Origin of the sequence: Olsenella sp. KH3B4 (assembly GCA_900111695.1) — a bacterium.
GTDB lineage: Bacteria > Actinomycetota > Coriobacteriia > Coriobacteriales > Atopobiaceae > Tractidigestivibacter.
On sequence record FOHD01000009.1, the window covers coordinates 12,048 to 27,159 of the forward strand.

General features: G+C 62.8%; 16 protein-coding genes. 9 read left to right on the plus strand and 7 right to left on the minus strand.

Annotated features, from left to right (window positions below):
* Positions 1-10 precede the first annotated feature (10 nt).
* Both BMX94_RS08590 and BMX94_RS08595 read left to right on the plus strand, forming a co-directional pair.
* Positions 11-760 carry a carboxymuconolactone decarboxylase family protein gene (locus BMX94_RS08590; protein WP_091005613.1) on the plus strand — a complete coding sequence of 250 codons (750 nt, stop codon included), beginning with the start codon at positions 11-13 and terminating at the stop codon, positions 758-760.
* A gap of 229 nt (positions 761-989) precedes the next feature.
* On the plus strand, positions 990-2,129 hold the full coding sequence (locus BMX94_RS08595; RefSeq protein ID WP_218138478.1) for an ATP-binding protein: 1,140 nt from the start codon (positions 990-992) through the stop codon (positions 2,127-2,129).
* Positions 2,130-2,185: 56 nt separating this feature from the next.
* Here BMX94_RS08595 and BMX94_RS08600 read toward each other — a convergent pair whose 3' ends face one another.
* Entirely contained in the window at positions 2,186-3,352 is a 1,167-nt protein-coding gene (locus tag BMX94_RS08600) for an iron-containing alcohol dehydrogenase (protein ID WP_091005617.1), read from the minus strand.
* Between the two features lie 255 nt (positions 3,353-3,607).
* Between BMX94_RS08600 and rpiB the strand changes: the two genes are divergently transcribed.
* Entirely contained in the window at positions 3,608-4,051 is a 444-nt protein-coding gene (gene rpiB, locus BMX94_RS08605) for a ribose 5-phosphate isomerase B (RefSeq protein ID WP_059055936.1), read from the plus strand.
* 108 nt (positions 4,052-4,159) lie between these two features.
* Here rpiB and BMX94_RS08610 read toward each other — a convergent pair whose 3' ends face one another.
* The gene (locus BMX94_RS08610) at positions 4,160-4,663 is read right to left on the minus strand and encodes a DUF2798 domain-containing protein (RefSeq protein WP_059055933.1); all 504 of its coding nucleotides are present in this window, start codon (positions 4,661-4,663) and stop codon (positions 4,160-4,162) included.
* A 376-nt stretch (positions 4,664-5,039) separates the two neighbouring features.
* Between BMX94_RS08610 and BMX94_RS08615 the strand changes: the two genes are divergently transcribed.
* Together BMX94_RS08615 and BMX94_RS08620 are read left to right on the plus strand one after the other, a co-directional pair.
* A complete protein-coding gene (locus BMX94_RS08615; protein ID WP_091005619.1) occupies positions 5,040-5,897 on the plus strand; it encodes a fructosamine kinase family protein in 858 nt (285 codons plus the stop codon).
* Between the two features lie 262 nt (positions 5,898-6,159).
* Positions 6,160-6,594, plus strand: coding sequence for an arsenate-mycothiol transferase ArsC (locus BMX94_RS08620; RefSeq protein ID WP_091005621.1), 435 nt, complete (start codon positions 6,160-6,162; stop codon positions 6,592-6,594).
* Between the two features lie 21 nt (positions 6,595-6,615).
* On the opposite strand, the gene BMX94_RS08625 is transcribed toward BMX94_RS08620, so the two are convergent.
* The 3 genes from BMX94_RS08625 to BMX94_RS08635 form a co-directional block, all read right to left on the minus strand.
* Complete coding sequence (locus tag BMX94_RS08625; protein WP_091005623.1) at positions 6,616-7,263, minus strand: DedA family protein; 648 nt, start codon at positions 7,261-7,263, stop codon at positions 6,616-6,618.
* A 122-nt stretch (positions 7,264-7,385) separates the two neighbouring features.
* On the minus strand, positions 7,386-8,108 hold the full coding sequence (locus BMX94_RS08630; RefSeq protein ID WP_091005625.1) for a response regulator: 723 nt from the start codon (positions 8,106-8,108) through the stop codon (positions 7,386-7,388).
* The gene (locus tag BMX94_RS08635) at positions 8,105-9,595 is read right to left on the minus strand and encodes a sensor histidine kinase (RefSeq protein ID WP_091005627.1); all 1,491 of its coding nucleotides are present in this window, start codon (positions 9,593-9,595) and stop codon (positions 8,105-8,107) included. Before BMX94_RS08635 ends, BMX94_RS08630 begins: the two co-directional genes overlap by 4 nt.
* A 209-nt stretch (positions 9,596-9,804) precedes the next feature.
* Between BMX94_RS08635 and BMX94_RS08640 the strand changes: the two genes are divergently transcribed.
* The gene (locus BMX94_RS08640) at positions 9,805-10,338 is read left to right on the plus strand and encodes a flavin reductase family protein (RefSeq protein WP_091005629.1); all 534 of its coding nucleotides are present in this window, start codon (positions 9,805-9,807) and stop codon (positions 10,336-10,338) included.
* Positions 10,339-10,374: 36 nt separating this feature from the next.
* Here BMX94_RS08640 and BMX94_RS08645 read toward each other — a convergent pair whose 3' ends face one another.
* Together BMX94_RS08645 and BMX94_RS08650 are read right to left on the minus strand one after the other, a co-directional pair.
* Complete coding sequence (locus BMX94_RS08645; protein ID WP_091005631.1) at positions 10,375-10,674, minus strand: YhbY family RNA-binding protein; 300 nt, start codon at positions 10,672-10,674, stop codon at positions 10,375-10,377.
* A gap of 141 nt (positions 10,675-10,815) precedes the next feature.
* Positions 10,816-11,268, minus strand: coding sequence for a MerR family transcriptional regulator (locus BMX94_RS08650; protein ID WP_091005632.1), 453 nt, complete (start codon positions 11,266-11,268; stop codon positions 10,816-10,818).
* A 441-nt stretch (positions 11,269-11,709) separates the two neighbouring features.
* On the opposite strand from BMX94_RS08650, the gene map reads away from it, so the two are divergent.
* The 3 genes from map (at position 11,710) to BMX94_RS10640 (ending at position 14,960) form a co-directional block, all read left to right on the plus strand.
* Complete coding sequence (map, locus tag BMX94_RS08655; RefSeq protein ID WP_091005734.1) at positions 11,710-12,594, plus strand: type I methionyl aminopeptidase; 885 nt, start codon at positions 11,710-11,712, stop codon at positions 12,592-12,594.
* Positions 12,595-13,154: 560 nt separating this feature from the next.
* A complete protein-coding gene (locus tag BMX94_RS08660) occupies positions 13,155-13,724 on the plus strand; it encodes a DUF2798 domain-containing protein (protein ID WP_091005634.1) in 570 nt (189 codons plus the stop codon).
* Between the two features lie 129 nt (positions 13,725-13,853).
* A complete protein-coding gene (locus BMX94_RS10640) occupies positions 13,854-14,960 on the plus strand; it encodes an SGNH/GDSL hydrolase family protein (protein ID WP_177171394.1) in 1,107 nt (368 codons plus the stop codon).
* Positions 14,961-15,112: the final 152 nt, after the last annotated feature.

The following is a 15,112-nucleotide window of genomic DNA, read 5'->3' on the forward strand; positions in this document are numbered from 1 at the left end:
AGGAACTGACATGAAGCAGACGGCAGGCAGGGACGCGCTGAGCGAGTTCGCCCCCATGTTCGCGCACCTCAACGACGATGTGCTCTTTGGCGAGGTGTGGGACCAGGAGGCAATCTCTGCCAAGACCAAGTGCATCGTCACCATTGTGGCCCTCATGAGCCAGGGCATTACCGACAGCTCGCTGCGCTACCACCTAGAGAACGCGCGCAACAACGGCGTCACGCGCCCCGAGGCGGCAGCCATCATCACACATGCAACCATGTATGCCGGTTGGCCAAAGGGCTGGGCTGCCTTCAACCTGGCCAAGGAGGTCTGGAAGGACGACGAGCCCGTGGCTCAGGATGACGTGCGCGTTGCCGACCCGTCGGGCCTCTCAAGGGAGTTCCCCAAGGGCGAGCCCAACACCGCCTACGCCCAGTACTTCGTCGGTAACAGCTGGCTGGCCCCGCTGGGCGACCCGCAGCTGGGCGCCGCCAACGTCACCTTCGAGCCGGGCTGCCGCAACAACTGGCACATCCACCACAAGGGCGGCCAGGTGCTCATCTGTATTGCCGGCCGCGGCTGGTACCAGGAGTGGGGTAAGCCCGCGCAGGAGCTGAAGCCGGGCGACGTGGTGAGCATCCAGCCCGAGGTCAAGCACTGGCACGGTGCCGCGGCGGACTCGTGGTTCCAGCACATCGCGCTGGCCGTGCCCGCCGAGGGCGCATGCGCCGAGTGGCTGGAGCCCGTGAGCGACCAGGAGTACGACCAGCTGGGCTAGCAACGCGCGCAAGGCCTCTGCCTTGGCGCGTGCGGCCCTGGTGGAAATCAATCATTAGCAGTGGAGAAAATCGTTTAGTAGAGCATGAAAAAATCGTTCAATAGTATTTGATAGTATCGTTCAGTAGATTTAGGTAAAATCTATCAGTAGGGAGAGATGCTGCACTTCAACGGAGGGCCACATGATCATTCCGCGAGAGATGAAATCCGAATTGCTGAGGCTTTCGCACATGTATCCCGTACTTTCCGTTACGGGCCCACGTCAGAGTGGCAAGACCACGCTTGCGCGGGAGACGTTTCCCGACTATGCGTATGTGAGTCTGGAAGATCCGGATACTCTTGGCGCATTTGAGGACGACCCCCGCACCTTTCTGCGAGCCTATGGTTCGAACGTGATATTCGACGAGGCACAGAGGGCTCCCGAGCTCTTTCAGTACCTGCAGAAGGTCGTGGACGCGAGCGATCAGACAGGTCGCTTTGTGCTCACGGGCTCGCAGAACTTCCTGCTGATGGATGCAATCAACCAGTCGCTTGCGGGGCGGGTTGCCCTCCTGTACCTTTTGCCGCTCTCGCTCCAGGAGCTCGAGGACGCCGGTTTGGGACCCAATGACGCAGAGGACTGGCTTTTCTTTGGTGGGTACCCACGGCTGCACTCGGCCTCGATTCCGCCGGAGACGTTCTTTTCCAACTATGTCCAGACCTATGTTGAACGTGACGTCCGCAGGGAACTTGGCGTTCGCAAGGTGCGGGAGTTCACGACGTTCTTGCAGCTTTGTGCATTGCGCACTGGGCAGCAGCTGAATATAAGCAGCCTGGCATCCGACTGTGGCATTGCGACGAACACCGTTCGTGAATGGCTGTCAGTGCTTGAGGCCAGCGGAATCGTCTACCTGCTTGAGCCCCTCTTCAGCAACAGGAGCAAGAGTCTTACCAAGGCCCCGAAGCTCTACTTTCTGGACACGGGCCTTGCTGCGTACCTCATGGGAATTCGCTCGGCTGACGAGCTACTCCTCAGCGAGTTCAGGGGCGCGCTGTTCGAGACCGCTGTCGTTGCCGAGGTTCTGAAAGCCGGTTATGCGCTGGGGTCCAAGCCCGAGCTCTCGTATTGGAGGGACACTCGGAAGCGCGAGATAGACCTTGTGGTTAGGAGGGGGCTGCGGCCTGCGAAAGCTATAGAGATCAAGTCATCTGCCACGTATAAGTCACGCTTTTTTGACATGCTCAGGCAGGTTGCCCCCTCCGAACTGGGCCTAGACGAGAAGGACTGCTACGTGGTCTATGCGGGTGACGAGGAGCTGCACCCTGCGGGTGGCAGCCTCGTCTCTTACCGCAAGCTGCACAAGCTTGTGCAGGAGTGGCTTCGCATCTAGCGGTGCTGCTCGACAACCGTGGCGAGGTTGGCGCCAGACACGACTGCGTGGCCCTGCTACATGCTCTCGCGGAGGATCTGCGCGACCTCGTCCGGGGTCAGGGGATGGTAGCCGCCGGTGAGGATGAAGGTGCCCTTCACGGCATCGTCGACCATGTCCTCGGTGAAGCCGAGCTCGCTCAGGTGCTTGACCACGCCAATCTCGTCCATCCACGCGCTCATGGCCTCGAGGCCGGCCTGGGCCACCTCGAGCTCGGACTTGCCGGAATCGTCCACGTCCCACACCACGCGCGCGAAGCGTGCGAACTTCTCAACGCCATAGGGCATGACCAGGCGGTAGTAGGGCAGGCTCACAGCAGAGAGCGTCATGCCGTGCGTGGCATTGGTGAGGGCGCCCACGGCCTGCCCAATCATGTGGACCTCCCAGTCGGTTGCCTTGCCGCAGGCGATGGCCGTGTTGAGCGCCCAGGTACAGACCCAGGAAATGTTGGAGCGCGCCTCGTAGTTGGTGGGGTCCTTCACGGCGATGCGGCTTGCGTGGACGAGGCTGCGCATGAGGCCCTCGGCCATGTAGTCGGAGGTGTTGTCATCGGTGCCGGAGAAGTACTGCTCGCAGATGTGGTTGAAGGCGTCGTAGATGCCGGCGCGCATCTGGTAGTCCGGAACCGTGAAGGTGAGCTCAGGGTTCACAATGGCAAACTTGGGCATCACCTCGGGGCCAAAGACGTGACCGATCTTGAGGCCCTGCTCGTGGTTGGTGATGACGGAGCCGGCGTTCATCTCCGAGCCGGTGCCGCTCATGGTGAGCACGTCACCAACGGGGATGATCCTGCCGTCGGGGCTCTCCATCTTGAGGTAGAACTTCTCCCACGCGTCGCCGTCGTACCAGGCGCTCACCGAGACGCCCTTCGCGTAGTCGATGACCGAGCCGCCACCCACCGCGAGGACGAGGTCCACGTTGTTCTCGCGCGCAATCCTGCGGCCTTCGTTGAGCTTCTCGACGGTGGGGTTGCTCATGACGCCCGGGTCCTCGAACACGTTCTTTCCCGCGGCGGTGAGAATGGCGACGACCTTGTCGTAGAGGCCGGATCGCTTGATGGACCCGCCGCCGTAGGTGAGCATGACGTTGGGGCCAAAGCCTTTGAGCTCCTCCCCGAGCTGGTCGAGGGAATCTGGCCCAAAGTGGACGCGGACCGGGTTGTAGTAGGTAAAGTTGCCGAGCATGGTGCTCCTCTCGCCGTGGGCTTTCCTGGATGGATTCCCTTCTCGGTTGCTGTTGTACTATCTAAACCTGACTTTAGGTCAAGAGCATTTGTATGAGAATTGCTGCGGCAGGCTTTGCGGAGCGGCGAACATGTGGGGCATTACCGTGGCGGCGTACGTTTGGAGCGGTATCCCCTGGTTTCCAGTCGTACTATGAGATGTCGCCTGGCCGACGCTTCCCGTCGGCTGGCCCCAACAACGAGGGAAGGATGAGACATGATTGCTTTGGGCTGTGACCACGGTGGTTTCGAGCTCCTCCAGGAGGTTAAGGCGCACCTGGACAAGCTTGGTTTTCAGTACAAGGACTTTGGCACCTACAGCACCGAATCCGTTGACTACCCGGACTATGCCGCCAAGGTTGCGCGCGCGGTTCAGAGCGGCGAATGCGACCGCGGCATCATCATCTGCGGTACCGGCATTGGCGTCTCCATCGTTGCCAACAAGTTCAAGGGCATCCGCGCGGCGCTGTGCGGCGATTGCTTCTCGGCGGAGGCCACGCGCCAGCACAATGACGCCAACATCCTCACGATGGGCGCGCGCGTGACCGGCCCTGGCCTTGCGCTCAAGATTGTGGACACGTTCCTCGATACGCCGTTCAGCGGCGATGAGCGCCACGTCCGTCGTATTGCGAAGATCTCCGCAATCGAGGACGAGCAGTAAAGCGTTGACATGTGGCGCCGTCGGCTAGGGCCGGCGGCGCCACTGGGTGATGCCTGGAGCTTTGCGGTGTTTCTCAGCGAGGACCTGCTTGCGTCTGCGGCAAGAGGGCTATCGTGCCGCCTGTTCCGCGGCATTGCCTGCGGCCTCGCGCTTCTCGCCAAACAGGGCGCCAAAGACCCCGCGCACGATTGGCCCCGCGACAAAGAACTGCCAGAAGAACGCCATGGGCAGGTTGAGGATGGTAGTCTGGATCCACGTCGCGAGAATGTTGACGTTGGCCGGGCGCTTGATGATCAGCGTGGCAGCGAGGCTCATGAGCGGGCACATAAGCTGGACGCTGAGCGCGGAGATCGCGGCGACCATCGCAAAGGGCGTCTGGGGACGCGGGCCAACTAGCTTTGCCGCATGACGTGACGCAATGGGGGAGACCACGAGCATGTCGAGAAGAAATGCGATTGGTCCCATAAAGGCAAGCTCGGGCAGGGCCTCGACAAAGACGAAGTTGGATAGGCCGCCGACCTCGAGCGTGATGTTGTAGCAGATCATCCCATACACCATGACAAGAACCATCATGAGGGTGAAGATAGCAGTCTGGATGCGGTTTTTCGGCATGTAAACCTCCCGGGTTGATGCAGTGTTGTTCGTTATCACCGGGAGGGTGTGCGTTTCCAAGGATACCTGCAATGAGTTGTGTCCCCAAAACCCTAGCATGTCTCGCGCCCTGCCAAGGGGGCGCGGCTTGCGACGCGGACAAACTCTTCATAGGTTTTGTTGGGTGTCGGCGGCGGGGGAGGCGGCGTTGTTGCGCCGCGGTTGGCGCCGCAGCGACGGTTTCGTACGGAGTTGCTGCTGGAACTGGCCCCGTGGCGCCGGGGCGGCGCCACAGTAGCGATTTCCGCAATCCCGTCGGGACCCACTCGCGGGAAGGCAAAGGCGAGAATCCCGGACGCTTAACCCGCACTATGATGCTTGCTAGAAGCGCGTGGAGATGCGTACGGTGCTGGGGGCGGTTCGGACGTTCGATACCTTTGAGAAGAGAGACGAGAACCCGCGGGCAGACCTTACGGGCGAGGCGGCCGGCCTGCGCTGGCTTGGCGAGGCTGAGAAGGACGGCGGCCTTGTGTGCTCGCGCGTTGTGGAGGCAGGCGCTCATCGCCTGCTTGAGGAGCGCATCGAGGAGGGCGCACCCACGCGCGAGAAGGCCCGTCTCGCCGGTGCCGCTCTCGCACGCACGCATGCTGCCGGAGCGTCGTGGTATGGGTGCCCGCCGCCGGACTGGAATGGCGACGGCTACGCAATTGGCCGCTCCCTCACGCCCGTGGTGCCTGCCGAGCCAACTGAAGCCACCAAGGGCTGGGGCGCCGTGTGCGCCACGTCGCGCGTGATGCCTCACCTGCGCACGATTCGCAATGACGGCCTGGTAGACGCTTCGGAGGCACGTCTTCTTACCCACGTGGCCGATCGCATGGCGGCAGGGGACTTCGACTCTCCGGAACCGTCGCTTGTCCATAGCAAAGGGCATCGCTGCTCGCGCATTCACGGTGACCTCTGGGCCGGCAATCTCCTCTGGGCCGCCGAAGGCTCCCGTGCCGCCGCCACTGGCGCCGCGCTTATCGACCCCATGGCGTCGGGCGGCCACGCCGAGACCGACCTCGCCATGCTCCAGCTCTTTGGCTGTGTGTACCTGGACGACCTTCTCGCCGCCTACAACGAGGTGTCGCCGCTGGCAGACGGATGGCGTGATCGCGTGGGCATACACCAGCTGGTTCCGGTGCTTCTGCATTGCGTGCTCTTTGGCGAGAGCTACGTGGGCCTCGCGCTTTCCATCGCCCGCCGCTACGCGTGACGCTGGCGCTGCGGGCCCGGCTCGCATGGGACCGCTGTGCTCGTGGTAGCGTGGGCTATCCGCCGGCGATGCATCGATGCCTGCCACTATGGCTCAATCGGCGTCTCGGCCATGAGGACTTTGGACGAAGGGACAAGACAATGGCGAGAGAAACGTCTGCAATCTCATGCGGCACCTCGTCAAGCCGCTGCGCCTCCCACCGGGACAACCGTGTAGAAGGCACACTGTCCATGGCAGGCTGCGGCGCTGAGAAGGAGCCCGCATGATGGACACCCCAGTTGTCGCCTTTGTCTGCACGCACAACGCCTGTCGCAGCCAGATGGCGCAGGCGCTGGCCCAGACCCTTATGCCCGGGACGGCCACGTTCCTCTCGGCGGGAACCAGCCCGGCGGAGCGCGTTGACGCGGGCGCTCTGGAGGAGCTCTCTCGTCGTGGGGTCGCGGCGCAGGTCATCGACTCCCTGCGCCCCAAAACCCTCGCGGAGCTGCCCCCTCGCGTTGACTGGCTGGTGACCATGGGCTGCGGCGTCGCGTGTCCCTCGCTTCCGTGTGTGCACCGTGAGGACTGGGGGCTTGTCGACCCAATGGGTGGACCCAAGGACGGATACGAGGTCTGCGCCCAAGACATCCTTGGTCACCTTGCCGATCTCCGTGCGAGAATGGATGCCGAGAGATCTGGTTGCGGTGCCGGCGAGTAGTCTCGTCTCGGCCTTCTCGCCCTACTCGGCACCCTCGGAGCGCACGGCGTTCCTTATTGCGGGAACCGCGCGCTTTGCCACCAAGAACGCCAGCGCAACGGCAATGACTCCAATCACGACGAGGGTCATCACGTCGATGGCCTGCGTGGCGTTGGCCGAGGCGCTCTCCCAGGCCGACCCTGCGGCGTACCCAAGCGTGCAGAGCACGGTGTTCCATGAAAGCGAGCCTAGGAAGGTGTAGGCCGAGAAGCGCGCAACGCCCATGCCGGAGGTGCCGGCGGGAATTGAGATGAGGCTGCGCACCACGGGAATGCAGCGGCATACCAGCACGCTTGCCTGCCCGTGCTTCCTGAACCACCCAATGGCGCTCGATACGTCTGCGGGCTCAAAGCCAAGCATGCGCAGGGGTTTGGTGCCCATGAGGCGCTCAAGGCGCTCCTGGCTAAGGACTCGACCAATGCCGTACAGGACGTATGCCCCCAGGAGCGAGCCAATGGTCGCCGCGAGTATGGTCGCAGGAAGCCAGAGCGACCCGATGCTCGACATGAAGCCGGCCGCTGGCAGGATAGCCTCGCTGGGTATGGGCGGGAAGACATTCTCGAGAAAGATGAGCGCAGAGAGGGCAAGGTAGCCGTACTGCGCGACAAAAGACAGGACGAAGCCTTGCATGGTCGCTCCTTAGCGTAGTGCCGCGACGGCACCTCGTGGCGTATTGGCGGTGACACATGCTAAGGAAGCGGGCTAAACGCCCCGGCACGCCAAGATAAACGCTGGCTAAACGCGGAGGCGGTCTACGCGTTGGCATTAGAGTGCAGGATGTAGCCAGCGCCGCGCACGGTTTGGATGAGCGTCGGGTTCGCCGGGTCGCGCTCGAGCTTCTCGCGCAGCCTGTTCACGTGGACCGTGACCGTAGAACCATCGCCCACGGCGTCCTCGCCCCATACGCGCTGGTAGATGGCCTGCCGGCTAAATACGGTGTCCGGCCTCTGTGCGAGGAACAGCAGCAGCTCGTACTCGCGGTTGGTGAGCGCAACCTCGCTGTCCGCCACGCGCACGGCGTGCGAAGCCGGGCAGATGCACACATCGCCAAACACAATGTCGTCTGCCTGGGGTTCGTTTGCGTTGGCGGTTGCCACGGCCGCGCCTATCGCGCGCTCGGTGCTGGCGAGGCACGCCTTCACGCGCGCCACGAGCACGCTTGGCGAGAAGGGCTTGGTCACGTAGTCGTTGGCGCCGGTTCCAAGGCCGCGAATCACGTCGATGTCCTCGCTGCGCGCGGTCACCATGATGATGGGGACGCCAGAGCGCTCGCGGATTGACCGACACACGGAAAGACCGTCCTCGCCAGGCAGCATGAGGTCGAGTATGACCAGGTCAAAGCCACCGCCACATGCAAGCGAGAGGCCTCGGCGGCCGTCTGGGGCAATCGCGGTGTCAAAGCCGCTTGCTTCGAGGTAGTCACGCTCGAGTTCGGCGATGTCCTTGTCGTCCTCAACAATCAAGATCTTGCTCATGCAGGAGCCTCCTCCGTGCCGGACCTCATGGCGGGCGCGTCAGTCGCACGCAGCGTGAGAGTTATGCGCAGCCCGTGCGGCACGACGTTCTCTGCCGTGGCATCTCCGCCCATCGCCCGCATGGCGCGCTGGACAATGGCCAGGCCAAGGCCGCTGCCACCGGACGCTGCCGTGCGCGACGGGTCGGTGCGGTAGAACACGTCAAAGATGCGTCCGAGTGCCTCCGCGGGCACGCCGGGGCCGTTGTCGGCTATGACAACCCGCACACGGCTTCCCTTCGTGGTGGTGTCCGTGCGGACCAAGACTGCAGCGCCAGGTGCGTGGCGCGAAACGTTGAGCAGCACGTTTGACAGCGCCTGCCGCAGGAGACGCTCGTCTGCGAGCACCGTTGCGGGGGTCAGGTCCACCTGGGAGAACGTGTTGCCCGTGCGCTCAAGCTCTGGCGCAAGGTCGCTTAGGACGCCTTGCAGGAACGTGTCCACACGCACGGGGTGCTCCTCGTGCGGAAAGTCCCCAAGGTCAAGCTTGGAGAACGTGAACAGCTCGGATACCAGGCCGTCCATTTCCTCGGCCTTGGCGGCAATGCGCGTGGCGTAGCGTTCGCGCATCTGGGGCGTCGTGGTAATGCCGTCCATCAGCCCCTCGGCGTAGCCGCGGATTGAGGTGAGCGGGGAGCGCAGGTCGTGCGATATGCACGCGATGAGCTCCTGGCGGCTCCGCTGGTCGCGCTGCTGTCGCTCCTCGGATGCCTGGAGCTGGGCGGCCATGCGGTCGAACGAGTCCGCAATGGGTCGGAACTCGTCGTCGCGTTCGTAGCGAATGCGGTAGGAGAGGTTGCCGGCGGAGAGCTGCCGGACGCCTTCCTCAAGGTGCCCAAGCGACCACTCGATGCGGTCGAACACGTAGCGGTGGCAGAAGCGATTCACGAGAAGGACCGAGACTGCGGCGGTGAGCGCCAGGATGAAGGCGCTGGCTGCGGCCATGTGCTTGATAGTGCCGTCTGCGACCTCGGTGAGCGAGCCAAACACGGCGACATGGTAGCTCGCCGTGTCGTCACCGGAGGCCTCTTCCTTGAGGAACGCCATGCGCTCGCCCGAGCGCATCGTGATGGGGCTCTCGCCCGTGGCGCTGGCGGCAAGCGCGAGCGAGAGATCCGCTCCCGTGACGCCGCTGGTGGAGAAGACCGTGCGTCCGTCCTCAATGACGGCGAGGTCAAGGCCCTGCCCCTGGAGGAGGGAGGTGACGCCGTCAAACGAGGCTGACGCCGGCAAGGTGTCGCCCACGGTGTTCTCGACAAGCTCCGCCGCCGTGGTGGCGGCCCAGTAGAAGTCGCTTTCGCTGTCGAGCCCCAGGCCCTTGTGGCTGGCAGTGTTGAGCATCACGACGAGACACGCCACGCCAACGAGTGCCGTCACAACAACTGGCACCACGACCATGATCACGTTGGAGACTAGGAGCCTGTGGCGGATGGTCTGCCTCGACGTCATTGCTGCGCGTTCCTCTCGTCTTTGCCGTCGGGGGCGGGGATGCTGCTCCGGTATTGGTGCATCGAAGGCCGGGCGGCGCTTGCCTCCAAATATGCACTGTAGCCTGCGCTGTTGCAAGGAGCCAAGGCGCGGCGCCGGGGTATAACCGTGGCAGTTCCAATCTGTCCCCAGGCGCCTTGCCGCGGGACCTACCAAAGGGGAGTGATCTGATGGGCGAGAAGATCGATGTGCTAGAGCACGCAGGCGAAATCCTGCCTGCCGTCAACAGGGGCGTGCTGCTCACCAGCGCGGCACACGGGAAGGTCAATACCATGACCATCTCGTGGGGTACGCTGGGCGTGGAGTGGGCGCGTCCGGTGTTTGTCACCTTTGTGCGCGAGGGCCGCTTTACCCGTACGCTGCTGGACGAGACGGGCGAGTTCACCATTGGCGTGCCGGGAGAGGGCTTTGACCGTAGGATTCTTGCCCGCGCTGGAAGCATTACTGGTCGCGACATCGATAAGATTGCCGAGCTGGGGCTGCACACGGTGGAGCCCCAGGTTGTGTCCGTGCCAGCGATTGCGGAGACCGCCCTTACCCTTGAGTGCCGTGTCGTGCATCGCCAGCTCCAGGACCGCAACGCCCTGCCGGCGGACATCCTCGCGCGCTTCTATCCAGAGGACGTGCCGAGTACCAACTGCGATTCCAACCGCGACATGCACATCGCCTACTACGGCGAGGTTGTGGCTGCGTACACGATGTAGGCCTGCGAGAGGCCGCGTCGATGGCCGCTCTTGCTCCTACACCAGCTGGATGTGCTCGATGTCCTCGCGCTGAGAGGTGCGATAGAGCACGAACTTGTGGCCGATTACCTGGACCACCTGGGCGTGCGTGGGGCGGGCGAGCGCGGTTGCCGCCTCGCGGGTATCCATGCCCGAAGTGCCCTGAACCGAGCACTTGACCAGCTCGTTTGCCTCAAGAGCGGAGTCGGTCTGGCGCACAACGGCGTCCGTGATGCCGGCCTTGCCAACGCCGATGGTCGCCTCGAGTCGGTTGGCCATGCTGCGGAGCTGGCGGATCTGACGGCCGGTGAGTTCCATAGTTCCTCCTGTGTTGAAGCGTAGAGCTTCGGAATGCGGGGTTATCGCTGGTAATAACGATACGGCAGGTTACCACGCAAGGACATCGCCGTGCCGCTTCAGCGCGTTTCCCCTCGAAGCGTGCACGTTGAATTGCTGCGGCTATGCTGTCCCGCTCGTCTCGTCGTGAGCTGCATCCCATAGGCGGCGGCCGTCTTGGGGGAGGTCCTCGGGCAGGTTGGCTGCAAAATCCTCGTTGCCCTGCTCGCATGCATGGTTGTAGTACCAGCACTTCCAGCTGAGCATTGCGCGCGTGCGTTCCAGCTCGGCGATCTTTTCGTCGACGCCGTGGAGCTGCTCTCGGAAGAGTTCCAGGCGCTCGGCATACGTGCTGGGACCCTCTTGGCACCAGTCCATGAACTTTTTGATGTCACGAATCTCTAGTCCAGATTGCTTAAGACACTCGATTACGCGCAGTGCTTCCAGCTGATCATCGTCAAAGCGACGAATTCCCGACGTGCGTGCGAGCCCGGGAAGAAGCCCCATCTTGTCGTAGTAGCGCAGCGTCGAGATGGGGAGGTTGAACATCTGCGACACCTGGCCGATTGTGTACATGCGGCGCCTCCAATTTATGAACCTAAAGCCAGCTTCATATCATAGAGCGGGTTCTGGATCCCTACAAACCCGCTTCAGGTCATTGCTAATCGCCCGTGCGGTACGAAAAACGGCCGAACGGGGGACGCGCTGCCCAAAATTTGCGGTTGACGGCCCATTTTGGGCGAATCGCCGAGTACGAAGCCTCTAACTTTTTGCGGAGTCGCAGGTAGCGAAATGGCACCTTCAAAGTGATACTAAGCGGAACCCCGGATTTGGGCCGCCAACCGCAAATTTTGGGCAGGGGTGCGTGCAGAAGGCTCCGTTACGAACCCCCTACAAAGCATCCGTACAAGCCAACTGCTGTGATTAGATTCATCTAACTTGCAATCCTGGTGTCGGCGCACCTCTACCGAGGGTATCGTTGAAATGCGAATCAAGTTCGACCCGATGGGAGACGCCATGTTTGACAAGCTGCCCGTTCCTGGGCGCAATGACCCCTGCTGGTGCGGGAGCGGTCGCAAGTACAAGAAGTGCCACGGTCCGTCCGACGAGCGTATGGAGCGCCTGTACCTCGACGGCGAGGAGGTTTTGCCCCGCTCGCTCCTCAAGACCGCCGCTGACATCGAGGGCATCAAGGCCTCGGCCGCCGTCAACATGGGCGTCCTCGACTACGTTGGCGAGCACATCGCCGCAGGTGTCTCGACCATGGACATCAACCGGTGGGTAGAGGAATACCTTTCGGCGCACGATGCCGTTTCGGCCGACCTCAACTTCGAGGGCTATCCCTACAGCGTGTGCACCTCGATCAACGACGTCATCTGCCACGGCTTCCCCAACGAGAAGGACGTCCTTCAGGATGGCGACATCATCAACGTTGACATGTCCACCATCAAGGGCGGGTACTTCTCGGACTCCAGCCGCATGTACTGCATTGGCGAGGTCTCTGACGAGCGCCGACGCCTGGTCGAGACTTGCAAAAAGTCCGTCGAGGCGGGCCTTGCAGCCGTGCGCCCCTGGGGGCACCTGGGCGACGTGGGTGCGGCGGTGAACGAGCTGTGCCGCGAGGCCGGCTACACCGTGGTCGAGGAGTACGGTGGCCATGGCATTGGTCGCGAGTTCCACGAGGATCCGTTCGTGAGCTTTGTCTCCGAGCGCGGTACTGGCCCCATCCTGGTGCCCGGCATGTGCTTTACCATCGAGCCCATGGTCAACGCAGGTGCGCCCGACATCACGACCGACAAGGCCAACGGCTGGATCGTGCGCACGGCAGACGGCTCGGATTCCGCGCAGTGGGAGGTTCAGCTGGTGGTCACCGAGGACGGGTACGAGCTGCTGTCTTGGTAGTATGCGGGCCGTTCCTTGCCTGCGCCTCCAGAAGCGACTGTTTCGCGGGGTCTGCATGCAACTCGGCCCCCCTCGATGCCGTCCGCGCAACCAACTCGGCCCAAATTACGTACAGAAGTCAACATAAGTGGATTATTTTCCTGTGGCGAGGTGCCGCAGGGAGCTCCGTGCTTTCGCTTGGGGCCAACATAGCCGCTCTTTTACCGCAGACAACCATTCTTGACTCTAGAGAATGCCCCGAAGTGTCGCATTTTGGCCGCACTTGCGGGAACCGACTTACACACAATCTCGATTCAGAACGTAAGTGAGCACTCTCTGCGAACGCGCGGGGCCGGAATGCCCGTCCAGGCCACCACGTGTTGATTTTGTCGCGCGGTGCGACGCTCGTGCTATGGTTTTCCATGCGTGTAGCGCAAAGCCGCCGCGAGCAGGATGCCCCACAATGTCATCCTCGCGGCTAAAAGGTGTAGTTAGCAAAGCGTGCGGTTGCCCCTGGTGGGCGGCCGCACGCATTTTTTGTGTCGCGCGCCTGGCACGAGCGCGGCGGAGAGGAGCAAGGCATGCCAAAGAACAAGGTACAGGGAGTCATCTTTGGGATTCTCATGTCCGTCACCATGGCCTACGGGATGGAGGTCTACAACGTGGCGTGGAAGATGGGCATCCCCACTATGCCCGGCGGCTTCTCCAACATGACCAACGACGTGTTCCTGGGCGCCCTGGTCGAGGCCTCGTACATGTGGCTCTTCGTGTTCCTACTCTCGAATCTGTGGGGCACGCGCGGCGGCGCGGCGCTGGCGGCTCGCCTCGCCGACCCCAAGCGCGACAGCGCCTTCATCCAGGGCACCATTCGCTCCTGCTGCACCGTCCTCATCATGTGCCCCACGATGAGCCTGGTTGCGAGCATCCTCTTCAATGTCATCCTTGCTGGCATGCCCGTGGTGCAGCTCCCCGCCATCTGGGTGGGAACGCTCATCAAGAACTTCCCGATGGCGCTCCTGTGGAACCTCTTTGCTGCGGGCCCCGTCTCGCGCCTGGTGTTTGCGAAGTGCTTCTCGCATGTGGGAGAGGCGAAGGCCGAGAAGGGCTCGGATGCGACGCCGCTTCAGGCCGAGTCCGGCAGCGAGATGTAGCGAGGCAGCGGCGTCCGCGAAGGACGCGGTTTTAGCTACGGGTATGTAACGTGGAATTCCTTACGCCTCCCTTTCACGCGGCTATCCTTCTGTACGTTCGAAGGGGTTTCGCGAGGGGGAGGTGTGCTTGTGAAGAGGCTTGGCATTGTCGCTATCGCCGCCGTGCTTGCGGCCTCGCTCGCGAGCTGCCGACAGTTCCCCACGAACGACGAAACCTCGTCGGATGCGGTGGACGGGGACGTTCAGGCCGAGTCCAGCCTCGATTGGCGCTATTACCCTGGCACCAGCGACGAAGATACGCGCGAGATTGTCTGCTGGGGCGACAGCATGACTCAGGGCGTGGGTGCGGACACCGACGAAGGGGCGCTTGTCTCGCTTGCGGACGGGGAGCTGTACGATACCAGCTACCAGTCGTATCCGCAGGTTCTTTCGCAGCTCACGGGGCTCGACACCTACAACTTTGGCGTTGCCGGGGCCACCTCAGCGGAGATTGCCGCCATGCAGGGCGGCCTTACGTGGGAGGAGCTTGAGGCGGCCGAGAAGAGCGTGGAAGTCGCGGATGCGGACGACGCCGACGCCAACGCCGCGGATGAGGACGACGCCGACGCCGCCAACGTCGCGGACGACGCGGACGCGGACGCCGACGCCGCGGACGCCGACGACGCCGACGATCAGCCCGTAAGCCACATCGACCCCGACGTCATCGAGGAGGGCGAGCAGCACACCGGCGACATCCTCGTGCTTGAGATTGGCAGCAATGGCGGCTGGAACAACGACTACCAGGTTCTTATCGACCAGTACCGCGCGATGATCGAGCGCTCCGGCTGCGAGGACTACCTCATCCTGGGCGATACCGACGACCCGGGCACCTCGGTGGGCGACACGAGCCAGGTTCCCTTTACGGAGGACTACGCCCCGCGCGAGACCAACTGGGAGGCCGCGCTTCGCGAGGCGTTTGGCGACCACTTCATCAACATGCGCGTCTTTCTCATCAAGCACGGGCTCGAGATTTCGGGTCTTACGCCCACCGAGGAGGACGTGGCGGACGCTCGCCTGGGATGCATCTCAAAGCAGCTGCGGTCCGACTGGACCCACCTCAATGCGCGCGGCTACTTTGCCAAGGCGGTCGCCGTCTACCAGCGCGGGGTCAAGCTGGGATACTGGTCTCCCGGCGAGGGGAGCATCGACGTCGCCAAGCCGCAGAGGCACCAGGCCAATGGTGCGGGCGAGGACTAACGCAGCACGACTTTCTCGCCTGTTCCCGCGCTTCTCGACTATACTGCACTACGTCAATGAGCTGCCGCACGGCGTAAGTCCAATTGATGGCTACGCCGTCCAGCCGTGACGCTTCCGCGCATCATGCATGATCGAATCCCGCTGGACGGTCA

Excerpts from the sequence above, each read along its gene's own strand:
- BMX94_RS08600 (WP_091005617.1), bottom strand. The coding sequence starts at position 3,352 with ATGCTCGGCAACTTTACCTACTACAACCCGGTCCGCGTCCACTTTGGG.
- BMX94_RS08620 (WP_091005621.1), top strand. The coding sequence starts at position 6,160 with ATGATGGACACCCCAGTTGTCGCCTTTGTCTGCACGCACAACGCCTGT.
- BMX94_RS08640 (WP_091005629.1), top strand. The coding sequence starts at position 9,805 with ATGGGCGAGAAGATCGATGTGCTAGAGCACGCAGGCGAAATCCTGCCT.
- BMX94_RS08660 (WP_091005634.1), top strand. The coding sequence starts at position 13,155 with ATGCCAAAGAACAAGGTACAGGGAGTCATCTTTGGGATTCTCATGTCC.
- BMX94_RS08650 (WP_091005632.1), bottom strand. The coding sequence starts at position 11,268 with ATGTACACAATCGGCCAGGTGTCGCAGATGTTCAACCTCCCCATCTCG.
- BMX94_RS08630 (WP_091005625.1), bottom strand. The coding sequence starts at position 8,108 with ATGAGCAAGATCTTGATTGTTGAGGACGACAAGGACATCGCCGAACTC.
- BMX94_RS08610 (WP_059055933.1), bottom strand. The coding sequence starts at position 4,663 with ATGCCGAAAAACCGCATCCAGACTGCTATCTTCACCCTCATGATGGTT.
- BMX94_RS08615 (WP_091005619.1), top strand. The coding sequence starts at position 5,040 with ATGCGTACGGTGCTGGGGGCGGTTCGGACGTTCGATACCTTTGAGAAG.
- BMX94_RS08635 (WP_091005627.1), bottom strand. The coding sequence starts at position 9,595 with ATGACGTCGAGGCAGACCATCCGCCACAGGCTCCTAGTCTCCAACGTG.
- map (WP_091005734.1), top strand. The coding sequence starts at position 11,710 with ATGTTTGACAAGCTGCCCGTTCCTGGGCGCAATGACCCCTGCTGGTGC.
- BMX94_RS08625 (WP_091005623.1), bottom strand. The coding sequence starts at position 7,263 with ATGCAAGGCTTCGTCCTGTCTTTTGTCGCGCAGTACGGCTACCTTGCC.
- rpiB (WP_059055936.1), top strand. The coding sequence starts at position 3,608 with ATGATTGCTTTGGGCTGTGACCACGGTGGTTTCGAGCTCCTCCAGGAG.
- BMX94_RS08645 (WP_091005631.1), bottom strand. The coding sequence starts at position 10,674 with ATGGAACTCACCGGCCGTCAGATCCGCCAGCTCCGCAGCATGGCCAAC.
- BMX94_RS08590 (WP_091005613.1), top strand. The coding sequence starts at position 11 with ATGAAGCAGACGGCAGGCAGGGACGCGCTGAGCGAGTTCGCCCCCATG.
- BMX94_RS08595 (WP_218138478.1), top strand. The coding sequence starts at position 990 with ATGTATCCCGTACTTTCCGTTACGGGCCCACGTCAGAGTGGCAAGACC.